General features: G+C 60.8%; 17 protein-coding genes. 8 read left to right on the plus strand and 9 right to left on the minus strand.

Annotated elements, in window-relative coordinates:
* Nucleotides 1-13 precede the first annotated feature (13 nt).
* The 3 genes from SynA1528_RS11160 to SynA1528_RS11170 are packed head-to-tail and all read left to right on the plus strand — an operon-like array spanning nucleotide 14 to nucleotide 2488.
* Nucleotides 14-1240: an LL-diaminopimelate aminotransferase gene (locus tag SynA1528_RS11160; RefSeq protein ID WP_186586801.1), complete on the plus strand. Its 1227-nt coding sequence runs from the start codon at nucleotides 14-16 to the stop codon at nucleotides 1238-1240.
* Between the two features lie 46 nt (nucleotides 1241-1286).
* Nucleotides 1287-1607 carry an ATP-dependent Clp protease adapter ClpS gene (gene clpS, locus SynA1528_RS11165; protein WP_186588418.1) on the plus strand — a complete coding sequence of 107 codons (321 nt, stop codon included), beginning with the start codon at nucleotides 1287-1289 and terminating at the stop codon, nucleotides 1605-1607.
* 8 nt (nucleotides 1608-1615) lie between these two features.
* The gene (locus SynA1528_RS11170; protein WP_186588422.1) at nucleotides 1616-2488 is read left to right on the plus strand and encodes a type II CAAX endopeptidase family protein; all 873 of its coding nucleotides are present in this window, start codon (nucleotides 1616-1618) and stop codon (nucleotides 2486-2488) included.
* On the opposite strand, the gene SynA1528_RS11175 is transcribed toward SynA1528_RS11170, so the two are convergent.
* Nucleotides 2428-3984: a photosystem II high light acclimation radical SAM protein gene (locus tag SynA1528_RS11175; protein WP_186588420.1), complete on the minus strand. Its 1557-nt coding sequence runs from the start codon at nucleotides 3982-3984 to the stop codon at nucleotides 2428-2430. The genes SynA1528_RS11170 and SynA1528_RS11175 overlap by 61 nt on opposite strands.
* Nucleotides 3985-4188: 204 nt before the next feature.
* On the opposite strand from SynA1528_RS11175, the gene psbA reads away from it, so the two are divergent.
* The 3 genes from psbA to SynA1528_RS11190 all read left to right on the plus strand — a co-directional run bounded on the left by psbA (nucleotide 4189) and on the right by SynA1528_RS11190 (nucleotide 7536).
* Nucleotides 4189-5268: a photosystem II q(b) protein gene (psbA, locus tag SynA1528_RS11180; protein WP_011127848.1), complete on the plus strand. Its 1080-nt coding sequence runs from the start codon at nucleotides 4189-4191 to the stop codon at nucleotides 5266-5268.
* 110 nt (nucleotides 5269-5378) lie between these two features.
* Entirely contained in the window at nucleotides 5379-5759 is a 381-nt protein-coding gene (locus SynA1528_RS11185; RefSeq protein WP_186586802.1) for a hypothetical protein, read from the plus strand.
* 118 nt (nucleotides 5760-5877) lie between these two features.
* The gene (locus SynA1528_RS11190) at nucleotides 5878-7536 is read left to right on the plus strand and encodes an alpha-D-glucose phosphate-specific phosphoglucomutase (protein WP_186586803.1); all 1659 of its coding nucleotides are present in this window, start codon (nucleotides 5878-5880) and stop codon (nucleotides 7534-7536) included.
* A 64-nt stretch (nucleotides 7537-7600) separates the two neighbouring features.
* On the opposite strand, the gene SynA1528_RS11195 is transcribed toward SynA1528_RS11190, so the two are convergent.
* The 3 genes from SynA1528_RS11195 to SynA1528_RS11205 are packed head-to-tail and all read right to left on the minus strand — an operon-like array spanning nucleotide 7601 to nucleotide 12417.
* Nucleotides 7601-7897, minus strand: coding sequence for a hypothetical protein (locus SynA1528_RS11195; RefSeq protein ID WP_186586804.1), 297 nt, complete (start codon nucleotides 7895-7897; stop codon nucleotides 7601-7603).
* Entirely contained in the window at nucleotides 7897-11328 is a 3432-nt protein-coding gene (locus tag SynA1528_RS11200; protein WP_186586805.1) for an efflux RND transporter permease subunit, read from the minus strand. The genes SynA1528_RS11195 and SynA1528_RS11200 overlap by 1 nt, the downstream gene beginning before the upstream one ends.
* 9 nt (nucleotides 11329-11337) lie before the next feature.
* Entirely contained in the window at nucleotides 11338-12417 is a 1080-nt protein-coding gene (locus SynA1528_RS11205; RefSeq protein WP_186586806.1) for an efflux RND transporter periplasmic adaptor subunit, read from the minus strand.
* A 94-nt stretch (nucleotides 12418-12511) separates the two neighbouring features.
* On the opposite strand from SynA1528_RS11205, the gene SynA1528_RS11210 reads away from it, so the two are divergent.
* Complete coding sequence (locus tag SynA1528_RS11210) at nucleotides 12512-14701, plus strand: AAA family ATPase (protein WP_186586807.1); 2190 nt, start codon at nucleotides 12512-12514, stop codon at nucleotides 14699-14701.
* A gap of 74 nt (nucleotides 14702-14775) precedes the next feature.
* Here the strand turns inward: SynA1528_RS11210 and SynA1528_RS11215 are convergent, their stop codons facing one another.
* The 3 genes from SynA1528_RS11215 to SynA1528_RS11225 all read right to left on the minus strand — a co-directional run bounded on the left by SynA1528_RS11215 (nucleotide 14776) and on the right by SynA1528_RS11225 (nucleotide 16651).
* Nucleotides 14776-15381 carry an alpha/beta hydrolase gene (locus SynA1528_RS11215; RefSeq protein ID WP_186586808.1) on the minus strand — a complete coding sequence of 202 codons (606 nt, stop codon included), beginning with the start codon at nucleotides 15379-15381 and terminating at the stop codon, nucleotides 14776-14778.
* A gap of 162 nt (nucleotides 15382-15543) precedes the next feature.
* A complete protein-coding gene (locus SynA1528_RS11220; protein WP_186586809.1) occupies nucleotides 15544-16047 on the minus strand; it encodes a thymidylate synthase in 504 nt (167 codons plus the stop codon).
* A 25-nt stretch (nucleotides 16048-16072) separates the two neighbouring features.
* Complete coding sequence (locus SynA1528_RS11225) at nucleotides 16073-16651, minus strand: 4'-phosphopantetheinyl transferase family protein (protein ID WP_286187822.1); 579 nt, start codon at nucleotides 16649-16651, stop codon at nucleotides 16073-16075.
* A 77-nt stretch (nucleotides 16652-16728) separates the two neighbouring features.
* Here SynA1528_RS11225 and bcp point away from each other — a divergent pair, with 77 nt between their 5' ends.
* Nucleotides 16729-17196, plus strand: a complete 468-nt coding sequence (gene bcp, locus SynA1528_RS11230; protein WP_186588426.1) for a thioredoxin-dependent thiol peroxidase — start codon at nucleotides 16729-16731, stop codon at nucleotides 17194-17196.
* On the opposite strand, the gene SynA1528_RS11235 is transcribed toward bcp, so the two are convergent.
* Together SynA1528_RS11235 and SynA1528_RS11240 are read right to left on the minus strand one after the other, a co-directional pair.
* Complete coding sequence (locus SynA1528_RS11235) at nucleotides 17174-17872, minus strand: type III pantothenate kinase (RefSeq protein WP_186586810.1); 699 nt, start codon at nucleotides 17870-17872, stop codon at nucleotides 17174-17176. The genes bcp and SynA1528_RS11235 overlap by 23 nt on opposite strands.
* A 5-nt stretch (nucleotides 17873-17877) precedes the next feature.
* The gene (locus tag SynA1528_RS11240) at nucleotides 17878-18624 is read right to left on the minus strand and encodes a phosphoadenylyl-sulfate reductase (protein ID WP_286187958.1); all 747 of its coding nucleotides are present in this window, start codon (nucleotides 18622-18624) and stop codon (nucleotides 17878-17880) included.
* Nucleotides 18625-18658 lie beyond the last annotated feature (34 nt).

Raw genomic sequence — 18658 nt, forward strand, 5'->3', positions numbered from 1 at the left:
CCCCTTCGGTTCCGTGGTGCAGGTCAACGGCAATTACCTCAGACTCAAAGCGGGCTACCTGTTCCCGGAAATCGGACGTCGGGTCAAAGCCTTCAGCGCCGCCAACCCAGATGCTGCACTGATCCGCCTGGGCATCGGCGATGTGACGGAGCCGCTTCCACTGGCCTGTCGCGAAGCGATGAAAGCCGCCATTGATGCCATGGGCACCGCCGAAGGTTTTCACGGTTACGGTCCCGAGCAGGGCTATGGCTGGCTGCGCGAGGCGATCGCCAAGCAGGACTTCCAGGCCCGCGGATGCGATATCAGCGCCGAAGAGATCTTCGTCTCCGACGGCTCCAAATGCGACAGCAGCAACATTCTCGACATCCTCGGGGAGGGCAATCGCATCGCCGTGACCGATCCGGTGTACCCCGTTTACGTGGACACCAACGTGATGGCTGGCCGCACCGGTGAGGCCGGAGATGAAGGCCGCTACGCGGGTCTCACCTACCTGCCGATCAGCGCCGACAACGGCTTTGCCGCCCAGATCCCAAGCGAGCCTGTGGATCTGATCTATCTGTGCTTCCCCAACAACCCCACCGGAGCGGTGGCCACAAAGGAACAGCTGAAAGCCTGGGTGGATTACGCCCGCAGCAACGGCGCCCTGATCCTGTTTGATGCCGCTTACGAAGCCTTCATTCAGGATCCGAGCCTCCCCCATTCGATCTTTGAGATCGAAGGCGCACGCGACTGCGCCATGGAATTCCGTTCCTTCTCCAAGAACGCCGGCTTCACTGGCACGCGCTGTGCTTTCACCGTGGTACCCAAAGGCCTGAAGGGCAAAGCCGCCAACGGAGAGGACGTGGAGCTTTGGGGCCTGTGGAACCGTCGCCAGAGCACCAAGTTCAACGGCGTCAGCTACATCATTCAGCGTGGTGCAGAAGCGGTGTACTCCGAAGCTGGCCAGGCGGAAGTGAAGGGCCTGGTGAACTTCTACATGGAGAACGCCGCCATCATCCGCCGGGAGCTCAGTGCTGCCGGTCTCACCATCTACGGGGGCGAGCACGCGCCTTACGTCTGGATCAAGACCCCTGACGGCATGGACTCCTGGGGCTTCTTTGACCACATGCTCAACAAAGCGAACGTGGTGGGCACACCCGGCAGTGGCTTCGGCGCCGCTGGGGAGGGCTACTTCCGCCTGTCCGCCTTCAACAGCCGTGCCAACGTGGATGCTGCGATGGCTCGGATCAAAGCCCTCTGAGCAGGTTGTGCATCGATTCCCTTTAGATTTGGATCAACCGAACACCATGGCTATGGCGGTGGATACACCGACCCGTTCCCCCGGTGGAGCTGCGGTGATGGAAAAGGCCCCGGAACGGGTCCGCAAACCATCACCGCGCTACAAGGTGCTGCTCCACAACGATCCGGTGAACACCATGGAATACGTGGTGAGCACTTTGCGTCAGGTGGTGCCACAACTCAGTGAGCAGGACGCCATGGCCGTGATGATGGAGGCTCACAACACCGGCGTCGGCCTTGTGATCGTGTGTGATCTCGAGCCGGCCGAGTTTTATTGCGAGACCCTGAAAGCCAAGGGCCTCACCAGCACGATCGAGCCGGAAAACTGATCAGATCCCTGCTGTCGCTTCGGGATCAGGGTATCCAGCTCAAGCCGGCATGGCTTTCCGCTGTGCTTCTGATTCCAACGTTGTATGCCCTCGGCTGGCTTCTGGCCTGGCCACTGATCCCCTTCGGAGTGCCCCCCGAACGACAGGCTTTGATCGGCACCCTGATCAGCTTCCTTTTACTGGTGGGTCTTCTGCCCCGATGGAGCCGGCTGAGGTGGAGATCCCCTGATGGATGGGCGGCCCTCGGGCTGACCGCCAGTGGTTGCCAGGGGCGGAGGCCGATCATCCCAGCACTGTGCGGCGGAATGGTTCTGGCATCAATCCTGCTGGGGATTGTGCTGCTGCCGGTGCTGCTGGGCAGCTGGGGGCATTGGATCGGGGAAGTCTCCATCAACCGCATGCTCAATGCCCTCCTGCTGGCCCTCGGAGTGGGATTTGCCGAGGAGCTGATCTTTCGGGCCTGGCTGTGGCGGGAACTCAATGAACTGCTGAGTTCTGCAGCAGCCCTGCTGATTCAGGCGCTGGTCTTCAGCCTGGTGCACACCCGCTTCAACCTCGGCGTCGTCTCCATGCTGGGATTGCTGAGCGGATTGTTTCTGCTGGGGCTAGCCCTGGCCCTGCAACGCCGGCTGGATGGTGGATCCCTCTGGGGATGCATTGGCCTCCATGGAGGCTTGGTTGGCGGCTGGTTTCTGATCCAGAGCGGCCTGGTGCAACTGTCACCCGATGCACCAGCCTGGTTGGTGGGCCCGGGTGGACTGTCCCCGAATCCCATCGGCGGATTGATGGGGATCGGAGGGTTATTGATCCTGCTGACCTTTCAACTCACCGCCGTCGCCAGGGCAGCGCGTCCTGAGACGGGAGCACGCAAGGCATCCTGAAGCGGCGCTGAGCCGTAATCACGTTCCAGCAAAGACAGAACCGTGCGGCCGAAATCGCCGGGATTCTGATCAAAGGCCTCCAGGCAGACGCGACCGAAGGTGCTGCCCATCGGCTCCGGATTCCAGAGCAGCTTGCGTGCCGTCCACGGCATCATGCTCATCGGGTTGTATCCAGGTTTGATCAGACCCTGATCAAAGCCGTATTGCTCCAGATGGGTGTGCGGCTGCAATCCGATGAAGAAGATCGCCGGTTCGACGCGATCGGCACCAAAGATCGTTTCCAACTCACGGTGATAGGCAACGGTCTGACGAATGGTTTCGGGCCGTTCATCAATCACGTTGAAGGAGTAATTCACCGACACGTGATCACGGAACCCGGCATCAGCCAGCATCCGGCAGCTCTCCAGCACGGTTCTGAGGTTGTACCCCATGCGCATCTTGCGAACGAGTTCCTGGGAACCGGAGGTGATGCCGATCTCGAAGTAGCTCATGCCCGTCTCCACCATCAGTTGCGCCAGCTCGGGATCGAGGTTGTCGGCGCGGATGTAGGCAGCCCAACGGATGCCGGTGAGCCCCTCAGCTTTGATGGCTCGCAGTAATTCCTTGGCGTCCTCGATGTAGCGACGGGCAGGGATGAACTGAGCATCGGTGAACCAGAAGCCACGCACCCCACGGTCGTAGAGCTGACGCATTTCCTTCACCACCTCCTCCACCGGATTCAGGCGAACCTGCTTGCCCTCAACAACGGTGTAGACGCAGTAGCAACAGTTGTGGGGACAGCCGCGTTTGGTCTGCACGCCGACGTAGAAGTCGCCCCCCTCGAGGTACCAGTTGAGCTGAGGCCAGATCGAGGCGATGTAGTCGTAATCGCAGGCGGTCTTGGGCCGACTTTCCGGCTGTTCGTGGATCAATCCAGGGCGGGGTGACTCGCCCACCACAAAGCAACGTTCCTCATCGAGGGACGCTCCCTGGATCAACTTCTCCAGCAGAGGTTCCCCTTCACCGATGGACACGATGGTTCCCTTCGGCAAGGAGCGCCCAAGCTGCTCGTAAAACACGCTGACCGCCCCGCCCCCAAGAACGGCACGGGCTGCCGGGTGATAACGACGGGCCTGTCGCAGTCCGGATCGCACCAAACCCTGATTGCGAAACAACTCTCCGTAATGGGTGGTCATCAGCCGCAGTCCACCCAGAGCACCGTGCAGGCGCTTGAACGGGTTGCGGGCATAGAACACTTCAAAGGAGTTCTGAAGTGGATTGCCACCCCGTCCGTCGACGGGCGCGTAGATCTGGATGTCCCGCCAGGAGAACACCAGAAGCGTGGGCCGGAACTGATCGACGGTGGAGAGCAGGACCCGCTGAACGTCGAGGACTGGCAAGGCCGCCAGGTCAAGAATGCGTTGCGGCATTCCTGGAAAGCATTTGTGCAGATGGTCCGCCAGATAGATCGGACCGATCGGAAAAATCGGATTACAGGGGAGCCGCACCAGCAGCACCCGTTCCTGGTTTGAGAACAACGCTGCTGCTGCAGGGATTTTCGGGACGCTAACAAGCGCCACCACGAACAGCGCTCAACCATCCTTCACATTTGCTTTGTAAACGGGAGAACACACCTCTCAACCTTCCGTTACATTGGTGTGAGGCAGGGCGTCCCTGCCCTTCCTTAAACCGTTCCTTCGGGAACACTTCTTTCCGTTCTCATGACCACCACCCTCCAGCAGCGCTCCGGCGCTTCCAGCTGGCAGGCCTTCTGCGAGTGGGTCACCTCCACCAACAACCGTCTGTATGTCGGTTGGTTCGGTGTGCTGATGATCCCCACCCTGCTGGCTGCCACCATCTGCTTCGTCATCGCTTTCGTCGCCGCTCCTCCGGTTGACATCGATGGCATCCGCGAGCCTGTCGCTGGCTCCCTGATCTACGGCAACAACATCATCTCCGGTGCTGTTGTTCCTTCCAGCAACGCCATCGGCCTGCACTTCTATCCCATCTGGGAAGCCGCTTCTCTCGATGAGTGGCTGTACAACGGCGGTCCTTTCCAGCTCGTCGTCTTCCACTTCCTGATCGGCATCTACGCCTACATGGGTCGTGAGTGGGAACTCTCCTACCGCCTGGGCATGCGCCCCTGGATCTGCGTCGCCTACAGCGCACCTGTCGCTGCTGCCTCTGCAGTCTTCCTGGTCTACCCCTTCGGTCAGGGCTCCTTCTCTGACGCCATGCCCCTGGGCATCTCCGGCACGTTCAACTACATGCTGGTGTTCCAGGCTGAGCACAACATCCTGATGCACCCCTTCCACATGCTGGGTGTTGCAGGTGTGTTCGGTGGTTCCCTGTTCTCCGCCATGCACGGCTCCCTGGTGACCTCCTCCCTGGTGCGTGAAACCACCGAGACCGAGTCCCAGAACTACGGCTACAAGTTCGGCCAAGAGGAAGAGACCTACAACATCGTGGCTGCCCACGGTTACTTCGGTCGCCTGATCTTCCAATACGCCTCCTTCAACAACAGCCGTAGCCTTCACTTCTTCCTGGCTGCCTGGCCTGTTGTCGGCATCTGGTTCACCGCCCTGGGCGTGTCAACCATGGCCTTCAACCTGAACGGCTTCAACTTCAACCAGTCCATCCTTGATGGTCAGGGCCGCGTCCTGAACACCTGGGCCGACGTGTTGAACCGTGCCGGCCTCGGTATGGAAGTGATGCACGAGCGCAACGCTCACAACTTCCCCCTCGACCTGGCTGCTGCTGAGTCCACTCCTGTGGCTCTGCAAGCTCCTGCCATCGGTTGATCTGGAATCAACAAACGATTCAGATCAACTGAATCGGAAAGCCCCCTCCGAGGAGGGGGCTTTTTGTTGTGCAAACGCAATTAGCGATCAGTTCCGGTCACAATGCCGCCATGAGCCACTCCATCTCCACTCGGCTGCTGCTGTTGCTGGCGCTGACCCTGCCAGCACAGGCTGCCGGACCGCCACCAACCTGGCCCAGCAAGGATCAATTGCGTGCTGTTAAGAGGGCGGCGTTTGACTGTTCCAGGGAGAACAGCAAGGAAACCTGCGATCGCGCACGGTCTCTGGCTGACCCTCTGATGGATCACCCTTTGCTGCCTGGAGTCTGCAAGGACGTGGCCTGGAGCCTGTTGGAACAGGCCAGAGTGGCGCCAACCAACGATTACAAACGTCGCGACGCCATCGACGAACCGGCACGGAGGATCACGCGGATCTGTGCCAAACCTGCCAAACCGAAGAAAGCCAAACCGGTGGCACCGACGCAGTCCTGATCAACAGGTAATCCCGCGTGAGGTCGACCACCTCAGGTAACGACAGCAACTGGTCGTACCCAACACGGTGGAAGGCCTTTTCCATGTTTAGGTTCCGCAGAGAGTCCTGTCCGTTGCGATGACCACCTCGGCCCCCGCGGAACCGACCCAGCGTCTGGTGCACCTGGATGCACCCTTCACGGATCAGAAGCCCGGCACCTCCGGGCTGCGCAAAAGCAGCCAGCAGTTCGAGGAGCCCCACTACCTGGAGAGCTTTATCGAAGCGTCGTTGCGCACGCTGCCGGGCGTGCAGGGGGGAACTCTGGTGCTCGGAGGGGACGGCCGTTACGGCAACCGCCGCGCCATTGATGTGATCCTGCGCATGGGGGCCGCCCATGGCCTAAGCAAAGTGATCGTCACCACCGGCGGCATCCTCTCCACTCCTGCCGCTTCCAACCTGATCCGCCAGCGCCAGGCCATCGGCGGCATCATCCTGTCGGCCAGCCATAACCCCGGTGGACCGAAGGGCGACTTCGGCGTCAAGGTCAACGGCGCCAACGGCGGCCCCACCCCCGCATCGTTCACCGATGCGGTGTTCGAGTGCACCAAGACCCTGGAGCAGTACACGATCGTTGAAGCCCCAGCGATCCCCCTGGATGAGCCGGGTCTCCACAGCATCGGTGCGATGCAGGTGGAGGTGATCGACGGCGTCGACGACTTCGTCGCCCTGATGCAGGAGCTGTTCAACTTCGATCAGATCCGCGATCTGCTTCGCAGCGACTTCCCGCTGGCCTTCGACGCCATGCACGCCGTCACCGGGCCCTACGCCACCCGCCTGTTCGAGGGACTGCTGGGTGCACCGGCCGGGAGCGTCCGTAACGGCACACCGCTGGAGGACTTCGGCGGCGGCCATCCCGACCCCAACCTCACCTACGCCCACGAGCTGTCCGAGCTGCTGCTCGACGGCGACGACTACCGCTTCGGTGCGGCCTGCGACGGTGACGGCGATCGCAACATGATCCTGGGCCAACGCTGCTTCGTGAACCCCAGCGACAGCCTCGCCGTGCTCACTGCCAATGCCACGGTGGCTCCGGCCTACGCCAACGGCCTGGCCGGTGTGGCCCGCTCTATGCCCACCAGCTCAGCTGTGGATGTGGTGGCCAAAGAGCTGGGCATTGACTGCTACGAGACACCCACGGGCTGGAAGTTCTTCGGCAACCTGCTGGACGCCGGCAAGATCACCCTCTGCGGCGAAGAAAGCTTCGGCACCGGCAGCAACCACGTGCGCGAGAAAGACGGCCTCTGGGCCGTGCTGTTCTGGCTGCAGATCCTGGCCGAGCGTCGCTGCAGCGTTGCCGAGATCATGGCGGAACACTGGAAGCGCTTCGGGCGTCACTACTACTCACGGCACGACTACGAAGCCGTCGCCAGTGACGCCGCCCACGGTCTGTTCGACCGCCTCGAGGGCACGCTGCCCTCCCTGGTCGGTCAGTCCTTCGCAGGCCGCACCATCCGTGGAGCCGACAACTTCAGCTACACCGATCCCGTCGACGGGTCCGTCACCAAAGGCCAGGGCCTGCGCATCCTGTTAGACGACGGCAGCCGCGTGATGGTGCGCCTCTCGGGCACCGGCACCAAGGGAGCCACGATCCGCGTTTATCTGGAGAGCTACGTGCCCAGCAGCGGCGACCTCAACCAGGATCCCCAGGTCGCCCTGGCCGAGATGATCAGCGCCATCAACGACCTCGCCGAGATCAAGCAGCGCACGGGCATGGATCGCCCCACCGTGATCACCTGAAGAGAGAACCAATCACGAACAGCAAAGCCACCCCGAGGGGTGGCTTTTTTTGGTGGGATTCATTTCAGAGCGGACGACGGCCCCGGTACGGGTTCTTCGGGCGATAGAGAGGGTCGTTGGCCTCCTCTTGCAACTGGCGCATGGTTTCGATGGCGAAACCACCCAGGCCGCCTGAGCTGATCACCATCAGATAGAAGAGGCGCAGGCGCCGCAGATCGATCTCCGCCGGGCTGTTGTCGATCAGCACCTTGATGAAATAAGCCACCGCAGCCCCAAGGGCACAGCCAATGGCAACAGCCACCAGAACCCTCATGCCACTGAAGGGCTTGGTCTGATTGAGCTCAGGCTTCTTTCCAGACATCAACCCGGCTGCGTGGTTGGGGTAGAAGCCTCATCCTGTGGCTTGGCATCCGCCTGACCCAGCAACGACTTCATCACCACGTAGAACACAGGCACCACCAGGGTGGAGAGGAATGTGGCCACCAGCAGGCCGCCGAACACCACCAGACCCAGGGACGACTGACTCTGGGCACCGGCACCGCTGGCCAGCATCAGCGGAAGGAAACCGGTAAGGGACGAGATCGCCGTCATCAGAATCGGCCGCAGACGGGATTTCGCTGAGAACTTGGCGGCTTCCAGGGCCGACTCACCCTCACCCATTTTCTGGTTGGCCAGGTCGACGATCAGAATCGCGTTGCCACCCGCCAGACCGATCAGCATCACCAGACCCACCTGGGCGTAGATGTTGAGAACCTGGCCGGCCCCGCCGAGGAACACCAGAGCACCAAGCAGTGCGGTGGGCACCGTCAGCAGGATGATGATCGGATCGGAGTAGCTCTCGTACTGGGCCGACAGCACCAGGAACACCGCCAGGATGCCCAGGGCGAAGATCACGACGGCCAGGGATCCGGCCTTCACTTCTTCACGGGAGATGCCAGTCCAGTCGAAACCGAGACCCTGATAGCTGCCAGCGCTGAAGATCTGCTTCATCGCCCCGATCGCCTGACCGGAACTGTTGCCCTCCTTGGGAGTGCCCTCGATCTTGATCGAGCGATAAAGGTTGAAGTGAGGAATCACACTCGGGCCCACGGTCTGTTTGACCGTGAAGAACTCCGAGAGGGGGACCTGCTCACCCTCGATGTTGGGCACATAGATGGCGGACAGGCGCTGAGGGGTGGCCCGACTCACTTCATCGGCCTGCACATAGACGCGACGCACCTTGCCTTCCTGGAAGGTGTCGTTCACATAGGCACCACCGAAGTTGACGCTGAAGGCGGACATGGCGGAGCCGAAGTCCACGCCGAGAGACGCCATCTGCTCACGATCCACATTGATCTTGTATTGCGGCGCCTGAGGTGAGAACAGCGAGTAAACGCGGTTCAGCACGGGGTTGGCATTGCCGGCCTGCATGATCTGCTGCGCCGTGCCGAAGAAGTCGTTGAGGGAATAGACACCGCTGCTCTGATCCAGCAGCTGGAACTCGAAGCCACCGCCGGTGCCATAACCCGGGATTGAAGGCGGCTCCACCACGAACACCCGGCCGGCATCGATGGCGCCATACATCTTGGCGTTGAGACGCTTCACCACGGCACCCACGGTGTGTTCAGCGCCAGGACGTTCATCCCAGTGCTTCATGCCGATGAAGAACAGACCCTTGTTGGGTGCGTTGCCATCAAGGCTGGCGCCACTGAACAGGGCAGCGGAGGCCACATCCTCTTCAGTGCGAAGAACTTCAGCCACCTGGCGGTTGATCGCCAGGGTTTTCTCGTTGGAGACGCCATCAGGCGCCTGGACGAAACCGATGGCGTACCCCTGATCCTCAATCGGCACAAAACCGCCGGGGATGCGGGTGAAGGCAAAGCCGGTGAGCAGGATGCCGGCCGCCAGGGCCGCCATCACGATCGGACGGGCCTTCATGACAGCGTCCAGGATGGAGGCGTAGCGCTTCTCAAAGCCGCTGTAGAAGCGGTTGAAGTTGGTGAAGATCACCGGAACGAAGTAGCCCCCCACCAGACCAATGGCGGTGAACAGCACCACCGGAATCGGATTGGTGAAGATCACGCCGGTGGTGACCACCCCGACGGCCGCTCCACCAGCGGCGAAGGGAAGTCGTAGGGGCATCCCGGTGATCTTGGAAGCGATGAAGCCGATCACGCCACCCGCCACCATCGGGACGATGGCGGCCGCAGCACCATTGCCGGCGCTGAGCAGTCCATAAAAAAAGCCCAGCACCACACCGGCTGTGGCGTACTGATTACGGCTGAGCTCCTTGGTCTCCTTGGAGAGCAACAACGCCGACAACATCGGCGAGAACGTCAACGCATTGAAGGTGGAGATGCCGATCGAGAAGAGAATCGTGGCGGCGAACTGCTTGTAGATCGTGCCGGTGGCACCGGGGAAGAACAGCACCGGCAGGAACACCGCCATCTTCACCAGGGAGGTGGCGATCACAGCGCCGAACAGCTCATCCATGGTTTCCATGGCTGCCTGAACAGAGGTCATGCCCTCCGCCTTCTTGGCGGAGGTGTCTTCCACCACCGTGATGGCATCGTCCACCACCAGACCCGTCGCCAGCACCAGGCCGAACAGGGTGAGCTGGTTGAGCGAGAAACCGAAGGCCAGCACCAAGGCGAAGGTGCCGATCAACGCCACAGGAATGGCAATGGCAGGCACAAGCGTCGCCTTCCAGTTCTGCAGGAACAGGAACAGGATCAGCACCACAAGAATCACCGCATCCCGCAGGGAGTTGGTCACACCCTTGATCGACTGGTTGATGAAGTCGGTGGTGTCGTAGATCTTCTGAACGCCGAGGCCCACGGGAAGGGTTTTCTCGAATTCATCCAGCACATCCTTCACACCGTTGGACACCTCAATGGCGTTGCTGCCGCTGAGCTGATAGATGGCAATACCAACGGATGGCGTTCCTTTGAGGTCCATGGCATCGATGCCGTAGATCTCACCGCCGAGCTCCACCCGCCCCACATCCTTGAGGCGCACCAGGCCACCGGCATCGGTGGTTCTCAGAATGATGTTCTCGAACTCCTGAGTGCTGGTCAGGCGGCCCTGGAGCTGAACCGTGAAGGTGTATTCCTGACCTTCAGGGGCTGGTGCACCACCAATCTTGCCAGCAGCTACGAGTCGGTTCTGACTGCGCAGTTGATTGACCACATCGGTGGCCGAGAGGTTGTTGGCGGTGAGTTTTTCGGGATCCAGCCAGAGCCGGAAGGCGATCTTCCTGTTGCCGAAGTAGGTGACATCGCCGACGCCTTTGACGCGCTTTACGTTGTCGGTGAGGTTCTTGTCGAGATAGCCACTGATCGTCTCCACCGAGTATTCGGTCTTGGAGGGGTCTTCGTTGACGAAGTTGTAAACGAGCAGGATCGAGTTGGAGGCCTTGTTAACCGTCACCCCCGACTTGCGCACCTCCTCAGGCAGCTGGGGTTCGGCCAGGGAAACGCGGTTCTGCACGTTCACCTGATTGATGTTGCCGTCCGTGCCGCTTTCAAACGACACCGAGATCGAGCTCACGCCATCGGAGGAGCTGTTGGAGGTGATGAAGTCCATGTTCTCCACCCCGTTGATCTGCTGCTCAAGCACAGAGGTGACCCCCTGCTCGACAGCCTCGGCATCAGCGCCCACGTAGGTGGCCTGGACCTTCACCGTGGGAGGTGCAATATCCGGCAGGTTTTCGATCGGCAGAATCGGAATCGCGATCAAACCGACGATCACGATCAGCAGACTGCAGACCGTGCTGAGGACCGGCCTGGTGATGAAATTATTGGAAGCAGACATCGTTCAACCTCAGTTGGCCTTGGCGGGCTGCACCTGAACAGGCATCCCGTGCTTCAGGTTGAGCAGATTGGTGGTGGCCACCTTCTGATTGGCCTCAAGCCCCTTGGTGATCGGGTACAGCTGATTCTCGAGTTCGCCCACGGTGACGGGGGTCTGCAGAGCGAACTGGGAATCGGCGGGAAGTTTGCCAGCCTTGATGCCCTTCTCCAGCTTGTCGAGGTCAGCCTTGCCAGGGTTCTGCTCGAGCTCCTCGAAACTGCCGAGGCGGAACACGAAGCTCTGGCCGGAGGTCTGGGTCACCGCTGCAAAGGGAACCGACAGCTCCTGTTGCGACTTGATCTGCACCCTGGTGCGCAGGCGCTGGCCATCGCGCAACTTGCCGTCGGCATTGGGGAAGACCGCCTTCACCAGAAGCCCCTGGGTCTTTTTGTTGACCCTTGGGTCGATTGAATCCACTTTGCCTGTGGCAATTACGTTCTCACTGCCTGGCGCACTGAGCAGCACCGGCTGACCCAGCGCGAGACGACTGGCAAACACCGCAGGCACTTCAACGCGGGCTTCCAGCTCGTTGTTCTGAACCAGGCTGGTGAACACCTGCCCCTGTTGGATCACATCACCCACCTTCACCTTCACATCGGCAACGGTGCCGCCGGAGGGGGAGCGCAGGTTGCTGTAACTCAGCTTGGCCATCGCTGAGATGTACTGGGTGCGATAGCGATCCAGCTCCTTCTGGGAGGTGGCTCCTGTCTCGGCCAGGTAGCGGTAGCGGTCGTAGTTGGCCTTGGCGGTTTCAGCCTTGGCTTTTTCTTCGGCTTGATCCAGCACCACCAGCAACTGGCCGGGATCCACTTCATCGCCTTGCTTGATCTTCAGCTCAAGGATCCGGCCACCCGACTGTGCGGCCAGCTCCACCAGGTTGCTGGCCTCCAGGGTGCTGACGGTGTCGACCCCTTCGGTGAAATCCGCCATCTGGGCGGAGACGGCCTGAACCTTCGGCGGCGGCGGCGGCGGCTGAGGCGCTTCTCCCTTACAGGAACTGACGGTGACCAGAGCGGCGAGGGAAAGGAGCAGTCGCTGCGGATGACGCACGGAGGTTGAGCCAATAGGCGATTATGTGCTGAAAGTCACTGGGCTGCAGTATCCCCGCGCGAGGTGTTCTATTGGGACCGTCGGTGCAGCTCCGTTGAGTCAGGACCTCTTCGCTTATCAGGGTGAACAGCGGCGTCGGCAGCAGGCTCCCCTGGCCGACCGCATGCGTCCACGCACCCTGGAGGAATTTGAAGGCCAACAGGGAATCCTGGCCCAGGGGCGTCTCCTCCGGCGTGCCATCAAAGCCGACCGCGTCGGCAATCTGATCCTGCATGGACCTCCCGGTGTCGGCAAAACGACCCTCGCCCGAATCGTGGCGAACCACACGCGGGCTCACTTCAGCAGCCTCAATGCAGTGCTCGCCGGGGTGAAGGATCTACGCGCGGAGGTGGACGCCGCCAAGCTTCGCCTCGAACGCCACGGCCTGCGCTCGATCCTGTTCATCGACGAGGTGCACCGCTTCAACAGTGCACAGCAGGATGCGCTGTTGCCCTGGGTCGAGAACGGGACGGTGACCCTGATCGGCGCCACCACGGAAAACCCTTATTTCGAAGTCAACAAAGCGCTGGTCAGCCGCTCGCGCCTGTTCCGGCTGCTGCCACTGGAACCGGACGACCTACACCAGCTGCTGCGGCGGACCCTCAACGATGAGGAACGGGGGTACGGAACGCGCCAGGTGATCCTGGCGCCCGAGGCAGCGGAGCATCTGGTGGATGTGGCAGGCGGCGATGCCCGCAGCCTGCTCAATGCCCTGGAACTGGCGGTGGAGAGCTCGGAGCCGGAGCCCGATGGGGTGATTCGGATCGACCTGGCGATCGCTGAGGAATCGATTCAGCAACGGGCCGTGCTCTACGACAAGCAGGGAGACGCCCACTACGACACCATCAGCGCCTTCATCAAATCCCTGCGGGGATCCGATGCCGATGCCGCCCTGTTCTGGCTGGCGCGGATGGTGGAGGCCGGAGAAAATCCGCGCTACATCTTCCGGCGCATGTTGATCGCGGCGGGGGAGGACATCGGCCTGGCCGATCCCCAAGCCATCGTGGTTGTAGAGGCCTGCGCCGCGGCCTTCGAGCGAGTCGGCCTGCCGGAAGGCCTTTATCCGCTGGCCCAGGCCGCCCTTTATCTGGCCGGAACCGAGAAAAGCAACAGCGTGCTGGGCTTCTTTGACGCCCTCAGGAGTGTGCGAGAGGCGAACCGGCAGGACGTGCCCAGCCACCTGCGGGATGCCAACCGCGATGGCGATGCCTTCGGCGATGGCGTCGGCTACCGCTATCCCCATGCCTACGCGGAGCACTGGGTCGAACAGCAATACCTCCCCACAGCGCTGCAGGGGGAGGTGTTCTGGCAACCGGGCCAGTTGGGCTGGGAAGGGGAACGCCGGGAGCGCATGGCCGAGCGCCGTGCGGCACAACTGGCCGCAGCCGCGGAACTGGCGACAGAGCAGCCGCTGATGCTGAGCAGTGGCCCCGACAGCCCAGCGATGGAACGCTGGATTCAGCGGCAGCTGGGGCAGGAGGGTGAACGCCTTCACCTGCTGCGACAACGGCTCTGGGCTGATGTGGAATGGCAGCGCCAGGACCGCGTCCTGCTGCTGGGCTGCCATTCCCTGCTCTGGGCACTGGATCCACTTCGCCGAGTGCCGGAAGGAGGCGTCACCCTGATCTGTCCAAGCCCCGACGATCTCCAGCGACTGGCGGCACAGATCGACCTGCTGGAACCGGAGCGGCAGCCACAGCTGCTGGATGGGCTTGAAGCGCTGCCATCCGATCAGGTCTTCGATTGGATCGGCGGGCGCCTGAGCACAGCTGATCTTCCGGAGATGAACTGGACCGAACTGGCTCAGTTTCTGACGGGCCATGCCGACAGGAACGCCAGGCTGCGCCTGCTGATCAGCTGCGCCGTGCAAGGCCCGGCAGGGGCCCTCACCGCAGCTTCACAAGTTGCCGCAACGTCGCTGTCACCGCTGGTGGAGCAGGAGCAACATTGGCTGCAACAACTGCAAATCCAAATGCAGCCGCTGGAGGAGCAAGGTTGGAGCCTGAACACCGAACAATGGGACGAGGTTCTGACGTTGCCTGGGGGACAGTCCCTGGCGGAGCGATGGCTGGCCAAAGACTCTGCGTACCGCCGCATGCTCGGCAGCATCAAACATGAACCACTGCAGCTGCTGCGAACAACCCTGGAGGGACTTGGATCGGAGGGACTGCGGCTGCAGATGCGGCATCAATTAATTACAGGAAAGCAAGTCCAGGAAAAGAGCGTCGAACAGCAGATCCTATAAAGACACAGGGTCTTATTTCTCTTAATCATATAGACAACAAAATTCAGATAGCGCCCTCGAAATCCCGCAGATTACTAATACAAAGCCGCATCTCTTGCGATACAAGCAGGCAAGAACAAATACCAGTTCAACAAGGAAGAAGCCTGCCGTTTATCAACCTTTTCAGGGGCGCAAATCACCAACCCACCACCATCTAAAGAACCTTCGCTAGACAAACGGAAGTCAACAGGAAGATTGCTTATAATTCCAACCGATGAAAGATTGCCGCCAATCGAAGCCTTAATTATAGCCGAACGCAAAGCTGGAATTGCAGAAATTCGCGTCCCATTACGAGGATAATAGGCAGAGGTCTGAAGCGAAAGAAAATTAATTCCCTCTCGACTATTTAAAAATCTAGCGACTCTTGCCACATCTACATTATATACCTTTCTCATTCCAAGACGAACCTCATCCGCTGTCCATCCAGAGTCTCTTATGCTTGCAAAAAGCGAGCGGTCATTGATGCTGCCTGTCTCCAAAAAACTCAGAAGAGCAGGCAAATTACCAACCCAAGCCGCACTCCCCGCATCCCAGCCAAAAAGATTATTTGCAAAAGCTCCAGGCGCAGCCATCAATGCCATAGACGCACAAACAGCAAGACCAGCAACAGCACGATTGAACACAGACTGCAAATAAAGCATCAATCAATTTACATAATAGTCTCAAAGACGAAAACCGTCCATAAACCCAACCAGCCTGTAATTATTCAGCCGTTGTTTAGCAAAATAATTGATTAACACAACTTTAGGCACAAGCATCTCCATCGATTGGGGATGAGCATGAATGGATTTCGTTCATTCACGCTACTGAACATCGAGCAATGTCCATCCCTTAGGACATCCTGTCTGCCTTCGACTGCCGATCTGATCTTTGCGGCCGCGGCAGGACCAACTGGTTAACTGTCCTCCCCGTCGTTCGATGCCCACCAGATAGGCCTCCGAGCCGCGTCGAGGCAGAACCCGAAGGGTGGTCGTCAACAGATCTCGATCCACGCGGGTGTCCAGGCGCCGCGGAACCGTCAGCCCAAGATCAGCCAGCGACGGCGAAAAACCTCCCCAGTAATGACGCGCCATCTGGCCACGGATGAACTCTTGAAGCAACGTTTGAGCCTCACGCCGCTGATCGAGTTCGATTTCCCGCTCGGCCAACTGTTCTGACAAGCGGGTGCGTGACACCCCTTCGGTGCTCTGACGGCCCGGTGCCATGGGAGCCCGCGGATCAGACGTCAATCCCAACGCTCCGATGACCAGCAACGGTGTGGCTGCCATCAGGGTCACCAACGAGTGGGTCCACGGCTGATGGGCCATCAAAACAGCCGAAACAAAAGAGATTTCAAGCTAGGCAGATCGGGCCAACCTGTCCTCTGACGCCGGCAACAGCCATCAGCCAGCCCTTCAGCTGCAATCGCAGCACCGGCACAGGATCCACCAGCGCTGGATGCGACCCCTGGCAGGACGCAACGCCACAGCGCCAACGGCGCAGATCAACCGCCAGGCTCCCCCGTTGCATCTTGATCAACGCTTCCTTGGCTACCCACTGCTTCAACACGGCCGAGCGCAGCGTTTCAGCAGGTAGATCGTCGAGCTCCCGTTGATCATCCGAGCAGTAAAAACGCCGTGCCAAAGCCGCAGCGGGGAAACGACGGTCGCGGCATTCCAGATCCACCCCCACAACGTCGGGGGACCAGGCCACGAACACCGCATCACGGCAGTGACTGAGACTCACGAAACCCCAGCCGTCAGCCAGGGTCGGTGGCTCGCCCGGTGGTGCCTGCAACGGCACCGTGGCTGGATCAACCCCAAAGCAGTCGGCGAGGCAGCGCCGCATCCACAGCCTGGAGCGCCGGAACTCAATGCCCCTGGCTGTGGCCATGCCATCCATCCAGGCCGCCTCTGCAGGAGAAAGCTCCACCTTGGAGGGCAGATCTTGATGGTGCTGGATCAGCCACAGGGCCGTTACGCTTCGACTCCCAACCAGCGATGGCTCCAGTGGCTCTCCAGATCGGTGATCCGGCACCCGATTTCACGCTCCCCAATCAGGACGGCGACCCGGTGCAGCTGGCGACGTTGCGAGGCCAGCGGGTCGTCATCTATTTCTATCCCAAGGACGACACCCCGGGCTGCACCAAAGAGGCCTGCAACTTCCGGGATCGCTGGGATCGCTTTGAGCAGCACGGCATCAAGGTGCTGGGCATCAGCAAGGACAACGCCACCTCCCACACCAAATTCATCAGCAAGCACGAGCTTCCCTTCACGCTGCTGACCGATGTGGAGCCCTGTGCGGTCGCCAGCAGCTACGACAGTTACGGCCTGAAGAAGTTCATGGGTCGTGAGTACATGGGCATGATGCGCCACACCTTCGTGGTGGATGCCGACGGCAAGCTTGAAAAGATCTACTGGAAGGTCAAATCAGCCACCATGGCCGACGACATCCTCAGTGATCTGGAACTGGCTTGATCACCGGGATCAGTTCCACCATGGCCTGCAGCTGAAGCTGCTGATCCATCTGGACTGATACATCCCGCTGGATCAGTGCCTGCTCCAGCCAGGGAGCGTCACCACCACAGAGCCAGAGGCACGCCCCACTGCGCTGCTGCGCATCCACAACGGCAGCCACCAATCCCTCCATCACCCCTTGGCCCATCGCCTCTGAGGTGCCCATCGGGAACGGATCATCAATTTGCTGTTGTCCGGTCAATGCAGGCAGCAGGGCTGTCCCCGATGCCATCGCCTGCAACTGCAGACGCAATCCAGGCATCAAACGGCCTCCGCGGAAGCGGCCATCGCCATCGAGCAGGGTCAGGCTGAGAACAGTGCCGGCATCGGCCAGCAACAGACCCTGATCGAGATCACCACCTTGGGATTGTTGACGTCTCCAGGCAGCCCAGGCCCCGAGGGCCCGATCGACACCAAGCCAGGGCGGGCAGCCTTGCAGGGGAACATCGTTCAGTTGGAGTCGGGAATCCTGGGCGCTCTCCAGAGCTGCCGGGACCTCTCCCACAGCGGCCCAGACCAGGTTGGCCGTGTCGATCCGCTGCGGATCGGGCTCGTCATGCTGAAAACACCAACGGTCCTCATGCCGATGGGCCCAGTGCCAGCGGCTGTTGCCGATCAGCAGGGCGCAGGTCGCCATCCGGCCTAGATCCCATCCCCCATCAACCCTTCCACGGCCTCCTGAGGCACGTGGATGCCGCACTCCTGTTTGAGCCCTCCGAAGCGCGTGTTTCGACCGCTCAGGTCAGCGCCATCTGGAGCACTGGAATGCCAATCCCCCACGGTGGAATACCCCTGCTCGAACAACGGATGCTGGGGGAGATTGTTGTCCCGCATGTAGTAGTAGATGTCCTTCTGAGTCCAATCCAACAGCGGACGCAGCGAGAGCCGCTCTCGGATCGGATCCAGCAGGCTCATTGAGCGGCGATGATCGGTCTGGCCGCGTCGCACACCACTGGCCCAGCAGCTCACCTCCAGTTGCTCCATGGCCCGATCCAGGGGCTCCACCTTGCGGATCTGGTGATACGTCTCAAGGTCATCGAGCTTTCCGGTGTCCCAGAGGCGGCCATGCAGGGCCTCCATCCGGGCCGGAGACATTGCGCTTTGAGCCACCACAAGACGAATCTGGAGCAACTCCGTGAGCTGGGCGCAGTAGCGGTAGGTCTCCTCCGGGAGGTAGCCGGTGTCCACCCAGACCACAGGGATCACGTCACCATCCGGCAGCTGACTCAGCATGTGCAGCAGCACGGCTGACTGAATGCCGAAGCTGGTGGTGAGAGCAAATCCGGATCCGAAGCGCTGGTGTGCCCAGGCGAGTCGCTCCTGAGGACTCAACGGCTCCAGGCCGCTGCGGTCCGCATCGAGATTGTCTCGAACCAACACGCCCGTCATGCCGCGGACCCCATCCATCACCGCTCCCATCTTC

The sequence above is a fragment of the Synechococcus sp. A15-28 genome (assembly GCF_014280175.1).
In the GTDB taxonomy this organism is placed as follows: Bacteria; Cyanobacteriota; Cyanobacteriia; order PCC-6307; family Cyanobiaceae; genus Parasynechococcus.